The sequence below is a fragment of the Klebsiella sp. LTGPAF-6F genome, assembly GCF_001753185.1.
GTDB lineage: Bacteria > Pseudomonadota > Gammaproteobacteria > Enterobacterales > Enterobacteriaceae > Klebsiella > Klebsiella michiganensis.
Genome location: NZ_CP017450.1, coordinates 5,421,662 through 5,436,803, shown reverse-complemented (window position 1 = coordinate 5,436,803; position 15,142 = coordinate 5,421,662). Strand labels below are relative to the sequence as shown.

Sequence of the window (15,142 nt, the reverse complement as noted above, 5' to 3'; positions counted from 1 at the left end):
GGATAGAGGTTATTTTAGTAAAACTTTTACTAAATAAAATCACCGGGAGCGATTTACTTTAACTCGATCACAAAATGAGCGTTACCGGACGCCTGCGGTTAGCGTCGGGAAGGGGACATTCCCGGAGGCGATGCTGCGCATCTGTCCGGGCTACCGTTTGGCAGACGGCGGTGAACCCGTAGCCCGGGCAAGGCGCGTCAAGCGCCGCCCCCGGGGGCCGGGCGCAGAGAGGGGGGAATTTCCCGGAGGCGATGCTGCGCATCTGTCCGGGCTACCGTTTGGCAGGCGGCGGTGAACCCGTAGCCCGGGCAAGGCGCGATAAGCGCCGCCCCCGGGGGCAGAGCGCAGAGAGGGGGAATTTCCCGGAGGCGATGCTGGCGCATCTGTCCGGGCTACCGTTTGGCAGACGGCGGTGAACCCGTAGCCCGGGCAAGGCGCGATAAGCGCCGCCCCCGGGGGCCGGGCGCAGAGGATTTAGCGCCAGAAACGGGATTAGCGGGTGGTGCCGCGCAGCTTCAGCACGCTGGGGACAAAGACGTTTAGCGGCAGCGCGCGGCCATCGCGGGCTTTCTCAACCAGCAGGTTGACGCCCTGGCTGCCCATCATTTCTGAATGAATGCGCACCGTGGAGAGCGGCGGAAAGGTAAAACGCGCGGTGGGGATATCGTTAACGCTAATGAGCGAAATATCTTCCGGGATCGAGAGACCGCGTTCATGAATGGCGCGCAGCACGCCGATGGCGATAGAGTCTGATGCGACGAACAGCGCGGTGGGGAAATCCGCCTTTGCCAGCATCGTTTTTGCCAGCTCATAGCCGGAGGAACTGGAAAACCCGCCGCGCCAGATATCTTCTTCCGAAACCACTCCCTTCAGGCGGCCATATTCGACGAAGGCCACTTCGCGGATGTCGGCTTTACCCGGCTCATCCTGGCCACCAATAAAGCCGATGCGCCGCGCGCCCTGGGCGATAAAAAAGTCGATAACTTCTTTGGCGATACGCACCAGATCGATGTCGACGGCGTCATAGCCGCTGCCGGGTTCATGGAAATCAATAAAGCAGACGTTGTCGGTTAACGCCGTGGCGGCGTCGCGAATTGCCCGCGAAGGCTGGCCGACAATCAGAACGCCGGTCACTTTTTTCAGCTCGGGTAGCGCGTTGTTAAAGTAGCAGTTGGTCAACTCGATACCGAGCTTTTCGCATTGCGTTTCGATGCCGTGGCGGATCGCCAGATAGTAAGGATCGTTGATTTCCAGATCCTGCTGGTAGCTGTAGATGGCCAGAATATGGTGGTGGCCGACGGTGTGAACCTGAGCCTTACGCGAGCTGGTACTTTTATATTCCAGCTTTTCCGCCACCTCAAGAATGCGATGTTTTGTCTCTTCTTTCACGTTCAGAGTGGGGTCGTCGTTTAAAACGCGGGAAACCGTCGCCAGTGAAACGCCTGCTTCGGTCGCGATATCTTTTAGTGTGGCCATTGTTTTCCTTATCTGACGTTGCCCCATCGACGCAAACCATTGTAAAGCAAGCGCGGGCAGCTGCATCTCTTTTCAGTAAATTTCCGCCGTATTATTCATCCCCACCGCAGCGTTTCCAGCGCGCAAAAGAGTGATGAATCTAACATTCTTCGCACTATTATGCGGAAACCTCGCCGACATTTGTTATCTTTTACTAAAATTTTACTTGAGAGGTGCAAGATGGAAACGGTGCTTTATGCTGATTTTGCCAGACTGGAAATGCGTACGGGAAAAATTGTGGCGATAAAACGACATGAGAATGCCGACAAGCTCTATATTGCCCGGATTGATGTTGGCGATCGCACGCTGCAGACGGTAACCAGCCTCGTGCCGTACTACAGCGAAGAAGAGTTGCTGGGAAAAACGGTCGTGGTCCTGTGTAATCTGGCGAAAGCCAAAATGCGCGGTGAAACCTCGGAGTGCATGCTGCTTTGCGCCGAAACCGACGATGGCAGCGAAAGCGTACTGCTTACGCCGGAAAGGGCGATGCCTGCTGGCGTGCGGGTGGTATAACGCAATGCCCTCTCCCTGTGAGGGAGAGGGCAGGTCACTACGCCTCTTCCACCGAAACCCGCAGCGCCGCCAGCGCCAGGCGGGCCGCTTTTAGCACCTGTTCACACTGCTCAGGGGTCAGCGTCAGCGGCGGTTCAATGCGGATCGTCCTTGCGTTGTTGAGCGTTCCGGCCACCAGTACGCGCTGGCGGAACATCTCGCTGGCAAAGTCATAGCCGATTTCGTTATCGACAAACTCAATGGCCATCAGCATACCTTTGCCGCGCACGTCATTCACCAGATCCGGATATTCGCGGGCCAGCTGGCGGAAGCCGTCCAGCAGCATGTCGCCTTTCTGCTCCGCCTGCGCGGGCAGGTTTTGCGTCAGCAGCACATTGATGGTCGCCAGCGCCGCCGCGCAGGCCAGCGGGTTGCCGCCGAACGTGGTGGTATGCAGGAACGGGTTATCGAACAGCACCGAGAATACCTCTTCGGTGGCGACCGTTGCGCCAATCGGCATGACGCCGCCGCCCAGCGCTTTGGCAAGGCACAGAATGTCCGGCTGGACGTTTTCATGCTCGCAGGCGAACATCTTGCCGGTGCGCCCCATGCCGGTTTGCACTTCATCGAGGATCAGCAGCGCGCCAAACTCGTCGCACAGCTTGCGCACCGCGGGCAGATAGCCCGGCGGCGGCAGAATCACCCCGCCTTCGCCCTGAATAGGCTCAAGGATCACCGCCGCGACGTCATCACCGGTCTTTTTGCACTCGCTCAGCAGGGTGCGCATCGCGTTGATATCGCCAAAAGGCACGTGACGGAATCCCGGCAGCAGCGGCATAAAAGGCTTACGGAAAGTCGATTTCGCGGTGGCCGAAAGCGCGCCCAGCGACTTACCGTGAAACGCGCCGCTGGTGGCGACGAAGGTAAACTTGCCGCGCGGAGACTGATAAGCCTTCGCCAGCTTTAACGCCGCTTCGACCGATTCGGTACCGCTGTTGCTAAAGAAGCTGTATTTCAGTTTGCCCGGCGTTAAGGCCGCCAGGGTTTTAGCCAGCATGGCCCGCAGCGGGTCCAGCAGTTCCTGACTATGAAGGGGTTGTTTAGCGAGCTGATTTTCGACGGCGGAAACGACAACTGGATTACGGTGCCCTACATTAAAAATCCCAAACCCACCCAGGCAGTCGATAAACTCCTGTCCCTGAGTGTCGACAAGCGTATTTAACCCTCCCGCTTGCCACTCTACGGCTCCGTAATCCCCGCCAGCAGTGACCGATTTTCGATACGCTAAAAACCCCGGGTTCACATGCTCTTTAAAGTATTCCCTGACCTCCTGGTTAAGTGATTTCATCTCCTCATGATCGAGCGTTCGCTTCTCAATGAGATTCAGTGCGTGTGCGCTGCAGGCCAGAGCCGATGCGCTGGAAGGTAACCTGTTCAAAATATGCTCCTGGGCGGGGCGTATCACATGATACTGAATTAAGTATTGCAGGGATTACGCCACTTCGGCGCGGGCCAGGAAAATCGGGATAAACGCAACGTGAAATTGCGGTTGAGCAAAATTTAATCTTATCGCGAAATTATTGGCATGTTTTACTCCTGAAGGCGTGAAACCATGCGCAGAAGGGATCCCGCCGCGTGCTTCGCGGCGGTGCAGGCTGCCCGGCGATGGGGCAGAGGGCTAGTCGAGCTGGGAGATTTCCATTGCCGCGCGGTCAATGACGCCGACGATCTGCTTTAGCTGAGCTTCGGTTATTTCCTGCTGGTTAACCCTTAAATCCAGTACCGCCTTAAAATTCTCCAGCGCGCGCTTCATCTGCGGATTTTTACGGAGTTCACAACCCACCATGCGCGCCTGCAGCCTGGTCTGAATATGCTCCAGCTGCTCCAGGTTTTCCGCGTGCAGCTGACTGCCTTCGGCGGTAATGGCGATTTTTTTGCGGCCGTTTTCGTCAGCCACGCTGATTAATCCCTGATCCTGAAGTAAATCGAGCGTCGGGTAGATGACGCCGGGGCTCGGGCTGTAGTTGCCCTGGGTCAGGGTTTCGATCTCTTTAATCAGTTCGTAACCGTGGCTGGCATTGCGGGTGAGGATGTCCAGAATCACCAGGCGCAGCTCGCCGTGACCAAAGAAGCGCTGCCGGCGTCCGCCGCCTCTGCGACCGTGCTCGCCGTGTTCGCTATGTTCCCCGTGGCGTCCGCGTGGGCCACGGCCTTCTTCGTGATGGTGTCTCATGTTTTGCTCCTGTGATTATTTGATATATCTAATTTATATCTAAAAATAATAAAGTAGCAACAAAGTAGTGAATGTATTTTTTATTTAATTGATATTTAACGTTTTAATTTTTGATTTTGGCTTTTGTGGCGTTTTTCTATGACTATATCAAAAAACGCTTGCATTCTTTTTTAATGGCAATCATTATCATTTGCAAGATTTTTAGATATATCTATTCCGTTCACGAAGGCGATGAAAGATGACAACGACCAGACACCCCAAATACCCGCAGCGCGTACGTAATGAACTGCGCTTCCGTGAGTTAACCGTATTGCGCGTCGAGCGTATCGGCAGCGCATTCCAGCGTGTCGTGCTGGGCGGAGAGGCGCTGGAAGGCTTTGTTTCCCAGGGTTTTGACGACCACACCAAGCTCTTTTTCCCGGCCGCGGGCGCTGCGTTCACGCCGCCGGAGGTGACGGATGAAGGCATTAACTGGGGCGATGGCGTGCGTCCGGCGACCCGCGACTATACGCCGCTGTACGACGCCGGGCGTCATGAGCTGGCGTACGACTTTTTTATTCACGATGGCGGTATTGCCAGCAGCTGGGCGCTGGCGGCGAAAACGGGCGATAAGCTGGTGATCGGCGGGCCGCGAGGTTCGCTGGTGGTGCCGGAAGATTACGCCTGGCAGCTGTATGTGACCGATGAGTCAGGCATGCCCGCGCTGCGCCGCCGTCTGCTGGGATTGCAGCAGCTTCCGACGCGCCCGCAGGTCACGGCGATCGTCACCATTGGCGATGAGTCTTATCAAGATTACCTGGCCGATCTCGATGGTTTTCATATCGAGTGGGTGGTGGGACATCACTCCTCTGCCGTGGCCGAGCGCCTGACGCGGATTGCGGTGCCGGCTGAGGATTATTTTATCTGGCTGACCGGGGAAGGCGCGGTGGTGAAATCGCTGCTGGCGCGCTTTGAAGGCCCGGAGATTGATCCGCAGCTGGTGCGTTCGCAGGCCTACTGGCACAGCAAATAAGCGTGGAGAAACCCCGGGTTGCGGCTGGCGCCTTACCCGGGCTACCGGACCGCAGACGGCTGTTAACCCGCAGCCCGGGCAAGGCGCGTTAAGCGCCGCCCCCGGGAGCAGCGCGCAGAGCGGCTGAATTTCCCGGAGGCGATGCAGTGCACCTGTCCGGGCGACCGGTCCGCAGACGAGGGGGAACCCGTAGCCCGGGCAAGGCGCGTTAAGCGCCGCCCCCGGGAGCAGAGCGCAGAGTGGCCGATTTTCCCGGAGGCGATGCTGCGCATCTGTCCGGGCTACCAGACCCGCAGGCGGTGGTGAACCCGTAGCCCGGGCAAGGCGCGTTAAGCGCCGCCCCCGGGAGCAGAGCCCAGAGCGGCAGAATTTCCCGGAGGCGATGCTGCGCATCTGTCCGGGCTACCGGCTTGCAGACGGCCGCGAACCCGCAGCCCGGGCAAGGCGCGTTAAGCGCCGCCCCCGGGAGCAGCGCGCAGAGTGGCTGATTTTCCCGGAGGCGATGCTGCGCATCTGTCCGGGCGACTAGCCCGCAGACGAGGGTGACCTGTAGCCCTGCTAAGCGCAGCGCGAGCAGGGGAGACTATTTCTGCGCCAGCGCTTTAAATACCATGGCCACCGCGTGGGCGCCGGGGTCCATATTGCCGCGCAGGCTATCGCTGTTCAGATACGATGCGCGCCCGGCGCCCGCTTTGCTGGCGTGAAGCGTACGATCCGCGCCCGCCTGGGCCGCGGCGAAAGCCGCCTGCAGGTTATCCGGTTCGGCCAGCAGCGCCGTGAGCGCCGGCTGCAGGGCGTCAATCATGGTCCGGTCGCCTTCATCCGCACCGCCGTAAAACTTCATCTGCGCCAGACCGGCGTTTAATGCTTCGGCGACGCTTGCCCCCTGTTCCAGCTTCTGCCCAGCGGCGGTAAAGAAAATCGACATCAGCACGCCGCTGGAGCCGCCCATCACAACCGTCAGACGCTCGCCAATCAGGGCAAACAGCGTGGCGAGGTTAGCCAGCGGCAGCTGACGACGCTGAAGTAAGTCGGCGATGTCGCGCGCGCCGGCGGCGAAGGTGGAGCCGGTATCGCCGTCGCCGACTTTCGCATCCAGCGCGTTAAGGTCTGCTTCCAGCCCGGACAGCGTGCCGGTCACCCGTTCCACGTAGCCCGCAACTTCGCTGTTCTCCGAGGGCGCAAACTCCACCCGCGTACTGCGCAGCGATGATGGCATCACGCTGACCGCGCGCGGCTGTACCGGCGTCTGCCAGCCGGCGGTTTCTACCGCGGAAAGCAGCGCCTTCTCAATGCTCTCTTCCAGCACGATGGCGGTGAGGGAGAAGCCTTTCATATCCAGCGCGGTGACCAGCGACGCCGGACCTATCAGCCAGTCGATACGCTGATGCAGCGCAGTATTGGCCAGCTCGCGGGTCAAAATCGCCATTTCGGCAATCGACACGCCGCCGAGATTATTGATCATCACCGCCAGGCGGCCGGTTTCCGGCAGGGCGGCGCTGAGCTTCTCTACCATCAGCGTAACGATTTCCGCGCTGTTCTGCGTGGCGATAACCGAAGCGCCCGGTTCGCCGTGGATCCCCATCCCCAGCTCGGCCTGGTCCGGATGATGGCGCGGAGTCGTTTCCGCATCCTGCGGCAGATGACAACTGGAAAGGGCCAGGCCGAGGCTGAAGGTGTGTCTGGCGGCATACTGCGCTTCGCGCAGCACGGTTGCCAGATTGTGGCCGCGTTCGGCGAAGTAGCCGGCCACTTTATGCACCAGAATCGTCCCGGCAATGCCGCGCGGATGTTTGTTATCCGGCAGTGAAATATCATCGCCAACGATCAGCATCTCGACGTTATAGCCCATACGGCGCGCTTTCTCCGCGGCGAGGCCGAAGTTCAGACGATCGCCGGTGTAGTTCTTGACGATCAGCAGGCATCCGGCATCGCCGGTCACGGCCTGGATGGCGGTCAGCACCGCATCGACGCTCGGCGAGGCAAACAGATCGCCGCAGACGGCGGCGGTCAGCATGCCTTTACCGACAAAGCCCGCGTGGGCCGGTTCGTGACCGGAACCGCCGCCGGAGATTACCGCCACGTTGTTTTTGTCGAGATCGCGACGCACCACCACGCGAATGGCGGGATCGCTCTCCAGCCGCGCCAGGTTGTTCCACGGGCTGGCGATAATGGTCCCTTCAATCACTTCGTTGACGAGGTTGGCGCGCTGATTAAAAAAGAATTGAGACATAACGGATCCTGAAAGTTAAGCGAGTTCCCGGAGGGGACAGCCTCCGGGGCGGAAAGGTTAGGGCAGGTTAGCCGCGAATCACGCGTTTGCCGGGAATATCAAGGATGACGTTCTCGCCATCTTGCAGCGTCAGGGCATCGCTCTGCTGGCACAGCATCGCAATACCCGCCTGGCGGGCGATAATGGCGCCGTGAGAGAGCTCGCTGCCGGCCTGCAGGCAGATCCCCTTCACCTGCTCTGCGTTAAGCTGCAGGACGGTAGAAGGGAAGATATCGTCGGCAACGAGGATCGAAGGCGCGCTAAACTGCGGCAGCGCTTCATCGCGCTCGTTAAGGTGACGCAGCGTGCGGTGCAAAATATCTTCAATATCAATATAGCGCGCCTGCAGGTAAGCATCGTCGAGATGGCGATATTGTTGGCTTAAATCGCTCAGCACCTGTTGCCAGGCCCACGCCGCGCTGCACTGCTCGTCGCGTATGATGTCGCACGCCGCTGCGTATAAATCAGGGTCATCGAGCAGGGTATGATGCCCGGAGAAGATCGCCGCGATGTCGGCGGAAAACGTCGCCTCTGCCAGAGTCGTCAGCGCGCTAAGGTCTTCCAGCGTCCGGTCGATGGCCCGTTTCAGCCGCAGCTGCTGCTGGCCGATGGCGGCGCTCGTTTCCCGCGAGATCCTATCCCGCGGCTGGGGATAAAGCACGACCTTACCCTCAACGCGGTCGGCGCTGGCGGGCCGACGCGCGGGCGCCGCCTCCGTTGGCTCGCCGAAGTTCTCCGCCGCCAGTGTCTGGAACGCCGCCAGCGCGGCGTCGGCGTCCGGGCCGCGGGCAAGCAGCCTTAAGGTATCGTTTCGGCGCACCTGAAGCAGGGCGATTTGGTTGAGGCTGTCCGGCGTGACGCATTTACCCCCTTTCTCCAGCACCAGGTCGGCATTGAATCCCGCCAGCGCGGCGACCAGCTTTGACGCCGGGCGAACGTGCAGTCCGTTGTGGTTTTGAATCACCACGGAAACCGAGCGCGCGTCGCGGTCGTCGACCGGCGCGGCGGTCAGCGAAGCGTGTTGCGGTTGCGATGGTAACCCCAGCTGTACGCGTTTTGCCTCCAGCGCGTTCATGGCGTCTTCGATCACCTTGTCGATGCCGGCTCCGGCGGCGGCGCTCACCGTCGCCGCCAGAGTCCCTTCTACCAGCGGCGCCGCGCACAGGCGAACCTTAGCCGCAATGGCCGGATCGAGGAGATCCAGCGCGGTTTCGGCGCTCAGCAGGGCGCTGCCGATATCCATCATCACCAGGATATGATCGGCGTCGGCGACGGACTCGATAGCTTCCATAACCTTAATGGGATCGGTGCCGATCGGACTGGCGGGATCGTCAATTCCGGCGGCGATCGCCAGCTTACAGCCATCGTTCATTAACATCTGCCGGGCCAGTTCTCCGACACCTTCGCCCAGACGGGCGCTATGAGAAACAATAACCAGGTTTACCATCGCGTTTTCCTTACTCTTTGGCCGCTGCGGCCAGCATCTGAACCATCAACATCACCGAGGTCGCGCCCGGATCCTGGTGCCCGATGCTGCGTTCGCCCAGGTAGCTGGCCCGCCCTTTGCGAGCCTGCATGGCGATTGTGGCGTGGACGGCGGCTTGCGCCTGTTCGCAGGCAGCATCAAGGGCGCCTGGTATCGACAGGTGCTGTTCGCTGGACTGGCGCAACGATTCCACCACCGGCAGCCAGACGTCGCACATGGTTTTATCGCCAGGCTCGGCTTTGCCGCGATTCACCACCCCTTCCGCGCCTTCGCGAAAGGTCTGATAGAGCTCCTCCAGGGTCAGGCTCTGGTGGGCCTGGGTCACCTGAGCGGCGCGAATAAAGAAGGTGCCGAACAGCGGGCCGCTGGCCCCGCCGACGTTGGAGAGCAGCGTCATACCGGTATTTTTAAGAATAAAACCAATGTCTTTATCGGCAATCGACGGCAGCTTTTCTACCACCTTGCTAAAACCACGATGCATATTCAGGCCGTGGTCGGCATCGCCGATTTCCCGGTCCAGACCGGTCAAAAAATCGCTCTCTTTGGTGAAGATATCGCCGCAGCGATAGAGCCAGTCTACGATTTGCGTTCTGCTTAATGACATGTCGTTGCTCCTTATTTGCCCCAGTTCAGCGCCGGGGTGTGGACCGGGGCGTCCCATAATGCCAGCGTCTCTTCATCGGCCTTTAGCAGGGTGATGGAAAAGCCCACCATATCCAGAGAGGTACAGTAGCTGCCGATAAGGTTGCGCGCGATAACGATACCGGCCTCCTCGCAGCGCTGCGTCAGACGGTTATAGACGCCGTAGAGTTCGGACAGCGGCGTGGCGCCGAGGTTGTTGACCAGCGCGATAACCCGATCGCCTTTTTGCAGCGCCTGCTTGGTCTGCGTGACCTCCTGCCACGCGCCTTTCACGTTGTCCCAGTGGCGCAGCGTGCGGCTATAGGCGCCGTTTTCCAGCAGGGTATCGAACATTTCGTCAACGGTGCGATCGAGAGAGGTGAAGCGGCGGCGGTCGATGCCCGGTTCGCCGTGAATGCCGACGCCGAACTCCATCTCATCGTCCTGCAGTTCGAATGAGGGTTGCCCGGCGGCCGGAACGGTGCAGGCGCCGAGCGCGATGCCGATAGAGTGGCCGAGGTTGTTGAGCTTGCGCCCCAGTTCGGCGCAGGCTTCCAGCGAGTCGCCGCGTTCGGCGGCCGCGCCCACCAGTTTTTCAATCAGCACGGTATTCGCCACGCCGCGCCGCCCGGCGGTATAGAGGCTGTCCTTCACCGCCACGTCGTCATCGACTACCACGGTGGTAACCTTGACGCCGCTTTCGTGCAGCAGCTCGGTGGCGGTTTCGAAGTTAAGAATATCGCCGGTGTAGTTTTTGATAATCAGCAGCACGCCTTCGCCGCCGTCGATGGTCATGGCGCACTCAAACATTTTATCCGGCGTCGGGGAGGTGAAAATTTCTCCCGGGCAGGCCCCGGAAAGCATGCCCTGGCCAATATAGCCGCAGTGCATCGGCTCGTGGCCGCTGCCGCCGCCGGAGAGCAGCGCCACTTTCCCGGCCACCGGCGCATCGGCGCGGGTGACGTAGACCGGATCCTGGTGCAGCGTCAGTTCAGGGTGGGCTTTTGCCAGGCCAGCCAGTTGTTCACTCAGGACATCTTCGACACGGTTAATCAGTTTTTTCATTGTTTATGCTCCGTCGGAGTTTCGATGCGGCCTCTCTGCTGACGGAGGCGGTCATCGTGTAGGGGTACCGCCTGACGATATGCGATATCGGGCGATGTATTGATTCTGGCTGAGTTGGCGGGAAAAAAAATCGCCATAAAATGAGTTCCATTACGAAACGTAATTATTAATTTTTGTTCCTTAATGAAACATTTTTGCGCAAGGAAAGGGAAAAATGCGAAGTAAGGCGCCTCTTTCACCTCGCTTCATCAGCGTGGAAAGCCCGCTCGGAGAAATAATTTTGCCCTTTCTTGCCGCCCGTGGTGGTGAAAAACGTCGACGATCGTCCGGCTGGTGACCTTCTTTTGCGCCAAAGGGGCGGATCGAGATCGCAATCCCATCGTTTCACATGAATTCATGTTTCAATATGAAACAATAAAATTTATGTCCTGTTTCATATCGGGACAAAAAGGGGAAAGATTTTTTTGCCCGCGGCTCGCCCTACAGTGATGGCATCGCTCAGGTAGCGCTTTCGTCCCCGCCTTTGATGTAAGGCCGGACGGAGAAACACCGGGGCTCATCATGTCAAAACATGCACTTATTTGAGGGTGAACGGAATGCTAAAAGTTATTCAATCTCCAGCCAAATATCTCCAGGGACCAGATGCATCCACGCTGTTTGGGCAATACGCCAAAAACCTGGCGGACAGCTTTTTCGTGATTGCCGATGACTTCGTGATGAAGCTGGCGGGAGAGAAAGTGCTGGAAGGTTTGCACAGCCACAACATCAGCTGCCATGCGGAGCGCTTCAACGGCGAATGCAGCCACGTTGAGATCAATCGCCTGATCGCCATTCTGAAACAGCACGGCTGCCGCGGCGTGGTGGGCATCGGCGGCGGCAAGACGCTCGATACGGCGAAAGCCATTGGCTACTACCAGAAGCTACCAGTGGTGGTGATCCCGACGATCGCCTCCACCGATGCGCCAACCAGCGCGCTGTCGGTTATCTACACCGAAGCCGGCGAGTTTGAAGAGTATCTGATCTACCCGAAAAACCCGGACATGGTGGTGATGGATACGGCGATTATCGCTAAAGCGCCGGTGCGCCTGCTGGTAGCCGGGATGGGGGATGCGCTTTCAACCTGGTTTGAAGCCAGGGCCTGCTATGATGCCAGAGCCACCAGCATGGCGGGCGGTCAGTCGACGGCAGCGGCGCTGAGCCTGGCGCGCCTGTGCTATGATACGCTGCTGGCGGAAGGCGAAAAAGCCCGCCTCGCCGCCCAGGCCGGCGTGGTGACCGATGCGCTGGAACGTATCGTTGAAGCGAATACCTACCTCAGCGGTATCGGCTTTGAAAGTAGCGGTCTGGCCGCCGCGCACGCCATTCACAACGGTTTCACCATCCTCGAAGAGTGCCACCATCTGTACCATGGCGAGAAAGTGGCGTTTGGTACTCTGGCGCAGCTGGTGCTGCAAAATAGCCCGATGGAAGAGATCGAAACGGTGCTGAACTTCTGCCATACCGTCGGGCTGCCGGTTACGCTGGCGCAAATGGGTGTTAAAGAGGGCATCGATGAGAAAATTCAGGCAGTCGCCAAAGCGACCTGCGCGGAAGGTGAAACCATTCATAACATGCCGTTCCCGGTCAGCGCGCAGAGCGTGCATGCGGCGATTCTGACCGCCGACCTGCTCGGACAGCAGTGGCTGGCGCGCTAATTTAGCGTCGACCTGCCCCGTCTCATTTAAGCGATGAGACGTTTTCTCCCCCTCTGGCGGTAGCCGCCGGAGGGGTTGTCGTTTATGAAACAGCGGATAGGGATATGACTGCGCAGACTCAGAGCTTTCCTTTGGTGATAACCCAGTCGTGGCATCGCTGCAGCAAGTTTATGCAGCGGGAAACCTGGCAGACGCCGCATCAGGCGCAGGGGCTGACGTTTGAATCGATTTGTCGGCGCAAGACCGCGCTGTTGACGATTGGTCAGGCGGCGCTGGAGGATGCCTGGGAGTTTATGGATAACCGCCCCTGCGCGCTGTTCATCCTCGATGAGTCCGCCTGTATTCTTAGCCGCTGCGGCGATCCGCAGACCCTCGACCAGCTGGCGGCGCTGGGATTTCGTGACGGCAGCTACTGCGCGGAAAGCATTATCGGCAGCTGCGCGCTTTCGCTGGCCTCCATGCTCGGGCAGCCAGTCAAAACGACGGGCGAGGAGCATTTTAAACATGCGCTGCACGGATGGTCGTTTAGCTCCACGCCGGTGTTTGATAACCACGGGCGTCTGTTCGGTTCCATTTCCCTGTGCTGCCTGACGGAAGAACAGGCTTCGCCTGACCTCTCCCTGACCCTGGCTATCGCCCGGGAAGTCGGCAACTCGCTGCTCACTGATAGCCTGCTGGCCGAGTCGAATCGCCATCTTAACCAGATGTACGGTCTGCTGGAGAGCATGGATGACGGGGTGATGGCGTGGAACGAGCAGGGGATTTTGCAGTTTCTTAACGTGCAGGCCGCGACGCTGCTTCATCTTGATGCCCAGGCCAGCCAGGGGAAAAATATTAATGAGCTGGTGACGCTGCCGGCCCTGCTGCGTCGGGCCATTAAGCACGCGCGCGGGCTGAACCATGTGGAGGTCACCTTCGAAAGCCAGCATCAGTTTGTCGACGCCGTGATTACGCTCAAGCCAATCGTTGAAGAGCAGGGCAACAGTTTCATTCTGCTGCTGCATCCGGTCGAGCAGATGCGCCAGCTGATGACCAGCCAGCTTGGCAAAGTGAGCCATACCTTTGAACAGATGTCGGCGGACGACCCGGAAACCCGGCGGCTGATTCACTTTGGCCGCCAGGCGGCGCGCGGCGCTTTCCCGGTGCTGCTGTGCGGTGAAGAGGGGGTGGGTAAGGAGTTGCTCAGCCAGGCGATTCACAATGAGAGCGAGCGGGGCGGCGGGCCGTATATCGCGGTCAACTGTCAGCTGTATGCCGACAGCGTCCTGGGCCAGGATTTTATGGGCAGCGCGCCGACGGACGATGAAAACGGCCGCCTTAGCCGTCTTGAGCTGGCCAACGGCGGGACGCTGTTTCTGGAAAAAATCGAATACCTGGCGCCGGAGCTGCAGTCCGCGCTGCTGCAGGTGATCAAGCAGGGGGTTTTAACCCGTCTGGATGCCCGCCGCTTGATTCCGGTAGACGTTAAAGTGATCGCCACCACCACCGTCGATCTTGCCAATCTGGTGGAGCAAAACCGCTTTAGCCGCCAGCTTTACTACGCGCTGCACTCCTTTGAAATCGTTATCCCACCGCTGCGCGCGCGGCGTAACAGTATTCCTTCGCTGGTGCACAATCGCCTTAAGAGCCTGGAAAAGCGCTTTTCCTCGCGGCTGAAGATGGATGAAGATGCGCTGGCGCAGCTGGTGGCCTACTCCTGGCCGGGTAACGATTTTGAGCTGAACAGCGTGATTGAAAATATCGCCATTAGCAGCGATAACGGCCATATCCGGCTGAGTAATTTGCCGGAATATCTGTTTGCCGAGCGGCCCGGCGCCGACGCGGGTTCCTCGCTGCTGCCCGCCAGCCTGACCTTTAGCGCCATTGAGAAAGAAGCGATTATCCATGCCGCCCGGGTGACCAGCGGGCGGGTGCAGGAGATGGCGCAGCTGCTGAATATTGGCCGCACCACGCTGTGGCGAAAAATGAAACAGTACGATATCGATGCCGGCCAGTTTAAGCGCGGACGTATGGAGTAGTTTCCTGTGAGGAATGGTACGAAATAGTCGAGCAGAAAAGCACCACGCAAGCGTTTAGCTGCGGTCTGAATCAAAGAAAGGCAACGATCTCTTTGATATCCCGGCGAAGATGGGTCCATAGTGTCATCATGTTCATTACGTGGTTAATTTTAAGGATAAGAGTATGCCAACAGCAATCGATAAAGCCCTGGATTTTATTGGTGGTATGAACACATCGTTGTCGGTGCCGAATACTATGGATGAAAGTACCGCTAAGGGAATTTTGAAGTATTTGCATGAACTGGGCGTACCGGCAAATCCTGCCGACGTCATGGCCCGGGGTGAAAAGGAGGGATGGGATGCCGGGTTCACGGAAAAAGTGGCCGGCTGGGCGGAAAAAATTGCCTCCGGTAACCGGATCGTCATTAAAAACCCGGAATTCTTCACCGTCTATATGCGCGAACAGCTGCAGGCGCTGGTGTAAGCCGCCTGTCGCGAACCTCACGTTAAGCTGCGGCGCCCCGAGGGGGCCGCACAATGCAAAAGGGCTGACGATTTCTCGTCAGCCCTTGCTGTATCTGGTGGCCCCTGCTGGACTTGAACCAGCGACCAAGCGATTATGAGTCGCCTGCTCTAACCACTGAGCTAAGGGGCCGTGGCGAGGGATTATAAAGTAACTGTTCCCCGCAATCCAGCCTAAAAATCACGCCTGCTGTTTTTATAAACAACGCATTTTCAATCCTTTATAATTACCT

At 58.7% G+C, this 15,142-nt stretch carries 12 protein-coding genes and 1 tRNA gene; 5 read left to right on the top strand and 8 right to left on the bottom strand.

Annotated elements, in window-relative coordinates:
- Nucleotides 1–492: 492 nt before the first annotated feature.
- Complete coding sequence (gene ebgR, locus BJF97_RS25425; RefSeq protein ID WP_014226910.1) at nucleotides 493–1,476, bottom strand: transcriptional regulator EbgR; 984 nt, start codon at nucleotides 1,474–1,476, stop codon at nucleotides 493–495.
- Between the two features lie 219 nt (nucleotides 1,477–1,695).
- Between ebgR and BJF97_RS25420 the strand changes: the two genes are divergently transcribed.
- A complete protein-coding gene (locus BJF97_RS25420) occupies nucleotides 1,696–2,028 on the top strand; it encodes a tRNA-binding protein (RefSeq protein WP_014226909.1) in 333 nt (110 codons plus the stop codon).
- 37 nt (nucleotides 2,029–2,065) lie between these two features.
- On the opposite strand, the gene ygjG is transcribed toward BJF97_RS25420, so the two are convergent.
- Nucleotides 2,066–3,445 carry a putrescine aminotransferase gene (gene ygjG / locus BJF97_RS25415; RefSeq protein ID WP_004854393.1) on the bottom strand — a complete coding sequence of 460 codons (1,380 nt, stop codon included), beginning with the start codon at nucleotides 3,443–3,445 and terminating at the stop codon, nucleotides 2,066–2,068.
- 240 nt (nucleotides 3,446–3,685) lie between these two features.
- The gene (locus BJF97_RS25410; RefSeq protein WP_004854392.1) at nucleotides 3,686–4,240 is read right to left on the bottom strand and encodes a PadR family transcriptional regulator; all 555 of its coding nucleotides are present in this window, start codon (nucleotides 4,238–4,240) and stop codon (nucleotides 3,686–3,688) included.
- Between the two features lie 238 nt (nucleotides 4,241–4,478).
- Here BJF97_RS25410 and BJF97_RS25405 point away from each other — a divergent pair, with 238 nt between their 5' ends.
- Nucleotides 4,479–5,252 (top strand): siderophore-interacting protein, encoded by a 774-nt coding sequence (locus BJF97_RS25405; RefSeq protein WP_032692893.1) that lies wholly within the window; start codon nucleotides 4,479–4,481, stop codon nucleotides 5,250–5,252.
- A 583-nt stretch (nucleotides 5,253–5,835) separates the two neighbouring features.
- Here the strand turns inward: BJF97_RS25405 and BJF97_RS25400 are convergent.
- The 4 genes from BJF97_RS25400 to dhaK form a co-directional block, all read right to left on the bottom strand.
- Entirely contained in the window at nucleotides 5,836–7,485 is a 1,650-nt protein-coding gene (locus BJF97_RS25400; protein ID WP_014839591.1) for a glycerone kinase, read from the bottom strand.
- Nucleotides 7,486–7,552: 67 nt separating this feature from the next.
- Nucleotides 7,553–8,971 (bottom strand): dihydroxyacetone kinase phosphoryl donor subunit DhaM, encoded by a 1,419-nt coding sequence (dhaM, locus tag BJF97_RS25395; protein WP_014839590.1) that lies wholly within the window; start codon nucleotides 8,969–8,971, stop codon nucleotides 7,553–7,555.
- A 10-nt stretch (nucleotides 8,972–8,981) separates the two neighbouring features.
- Nucleotides 8,982–9,614 carry a dihydroxyacetone kinase subunit DhaL gene (dhaL, locus tag BJF97_RS25390; protein WP_014226902.1) on the bottom strand — a complete coding sequence of 211 codons (633 nt, stop codon included), beginning with the start codon at nucleotides 9,612–9,614 and terminating at the stop codon, nucleotides 8,982–8,984.
- Nucleotides 9,615–9,625: 11 nt separating this feature from the next.
- A complete protein-coding gene (dhaK, locus tag BJF97_RS25385; RefSeq protein ID WP_009651831.1) occupies nucleotides 9,626–10,696 on the bottom strand; it encodes a dihydroxyacetone kinase subunit DhaK in 1,071 nt (356 codons plus the stop codon).
- Between the two features lie 596 nt (nucleotides 10,697–11,292).
- On the opposite strand from dhaK, the gene BJF97_RS25375 reads away from it, so the two are divergent.
- The 3 genes from BJF97_RS25375 (at nucleotide 11,293) to BJF97_RS25365 (ending at nucleotide 14,871) form a co-directional block, all read left to right on the top strand.
- Nucleotides 11,293–12,390, top strand: coding sequence for a glycerol dehydrogenase (locus tag BJF97_RS25375; protein ID WP_009651847.1), 1,098 nt, complete (start codon nucleotides 11,293–11,295; stop codon nucleotides 12,388–12,390).
- Nucleotides 12,391–12,494: 104 nt separating this feature from the next.
- Complete coding sequence (dhaR, locus tag BJF97_RS25370; RefSeq protein ID WP_032692891.1) at nucleotides 12,495–14,408, top strand: dihydroxyacetone kinase operon transcriptional regulator DhaR; 1,914 nt, start codon at nucleotides 12,495–12,497, stop codon at nucleotides 14,406–14,408.
- A 139-nt stretch (nucleotides 14,409–14,547) separates the two neighbouring features.
- Complete coding sequence (locus tag BJF97_RS25365) at nucleotides 14,548–14,871, top strand: DUF1889 family protein (RefSeq protein WP_071532228.1); 324 nt, start codon at nucleotides 14,548–14,550, stop codon at nucleotides 14,869–14,871.
- 95 nt (nucleotides 14,872–14,966) lie between these two features.
- Here BJF97_RS25365 and BJF97_RS25360 read toward each other — a convergent pair.
- Nucleotides 14,967–15,042 (bottom strand) — tRNA-Ile (locus BJF97_RS25360).
- Nucleotides 15,043–15,142: the final 100 nt, after the last annotated feature.

Coding starts and splice junctions, on each gene's coding strand:
- ebgR (WP_014226910.1), bottom strand. CDS start 1,476: ATGGCCACACTAAAAGATATCGCGACCGAAGCAGGCGTTTCACTGGCG.
- BJF97_RS25420 (WP_014226909.1), top strand. CDS start 1,696: ATGGAAACGGTGCTTTATGCTGATTTTGCCAGACTGGAAATGCGTACG.
- BJF97_RS25410 (WP_004854392.1), bottom strand. CDS start 4,240: ATGAGACACCATCACGAAGAAGGCCGTGGCCCACGCGGACGCCACGGG.
- BJF97_RS25405 (WP_032692893.1), top strand. CDS start 4,479: ATGACAACGACCAGACACCCCAAATACCCGCAGCGCGTACGTAATGAA.
- BJF97_RS25400 (WP_014839591.1), bottom strand. CDS start 7,485: ATGTCTCAATTCTTTTTTAATCAGCGCGCCAACCTCGTCAACGAAGTG.
- dhaM (WP_014839590.1), bottom strand. CDS start 8,971: ATGGTAAACCTGGTTATTGTTTCTCATAGCGCCCGTCTGGGCGAAGGT.
- dhaL (WP_014226902.1), bottom strand. CDS start 9,614: ATGTCATTAAGCAGAACGCAAATCGTAGACTGGCTCTATCGCTGCGGC.
- dhaK (WP_009651831.1), bottom strand. CDS start 10,696: ATGAAAAAACTGATTAACCGTGTCGAAGATGTCCTGAGTGAACAACTG.
- BJF97_RS25375 (WP_009651847.1), top strand. CDS start 11,293: ATGCTAAAAGTTATTCAATCTCCAGCCAAATATCTCCAGGGACCAGAT.
- dhaR (WP_032692891.1), top strand. CDS start 12,495: ATGACTGCGCAGACTCAGAGCTTTCCTTTGGTGATAACCCAGTCGTGG.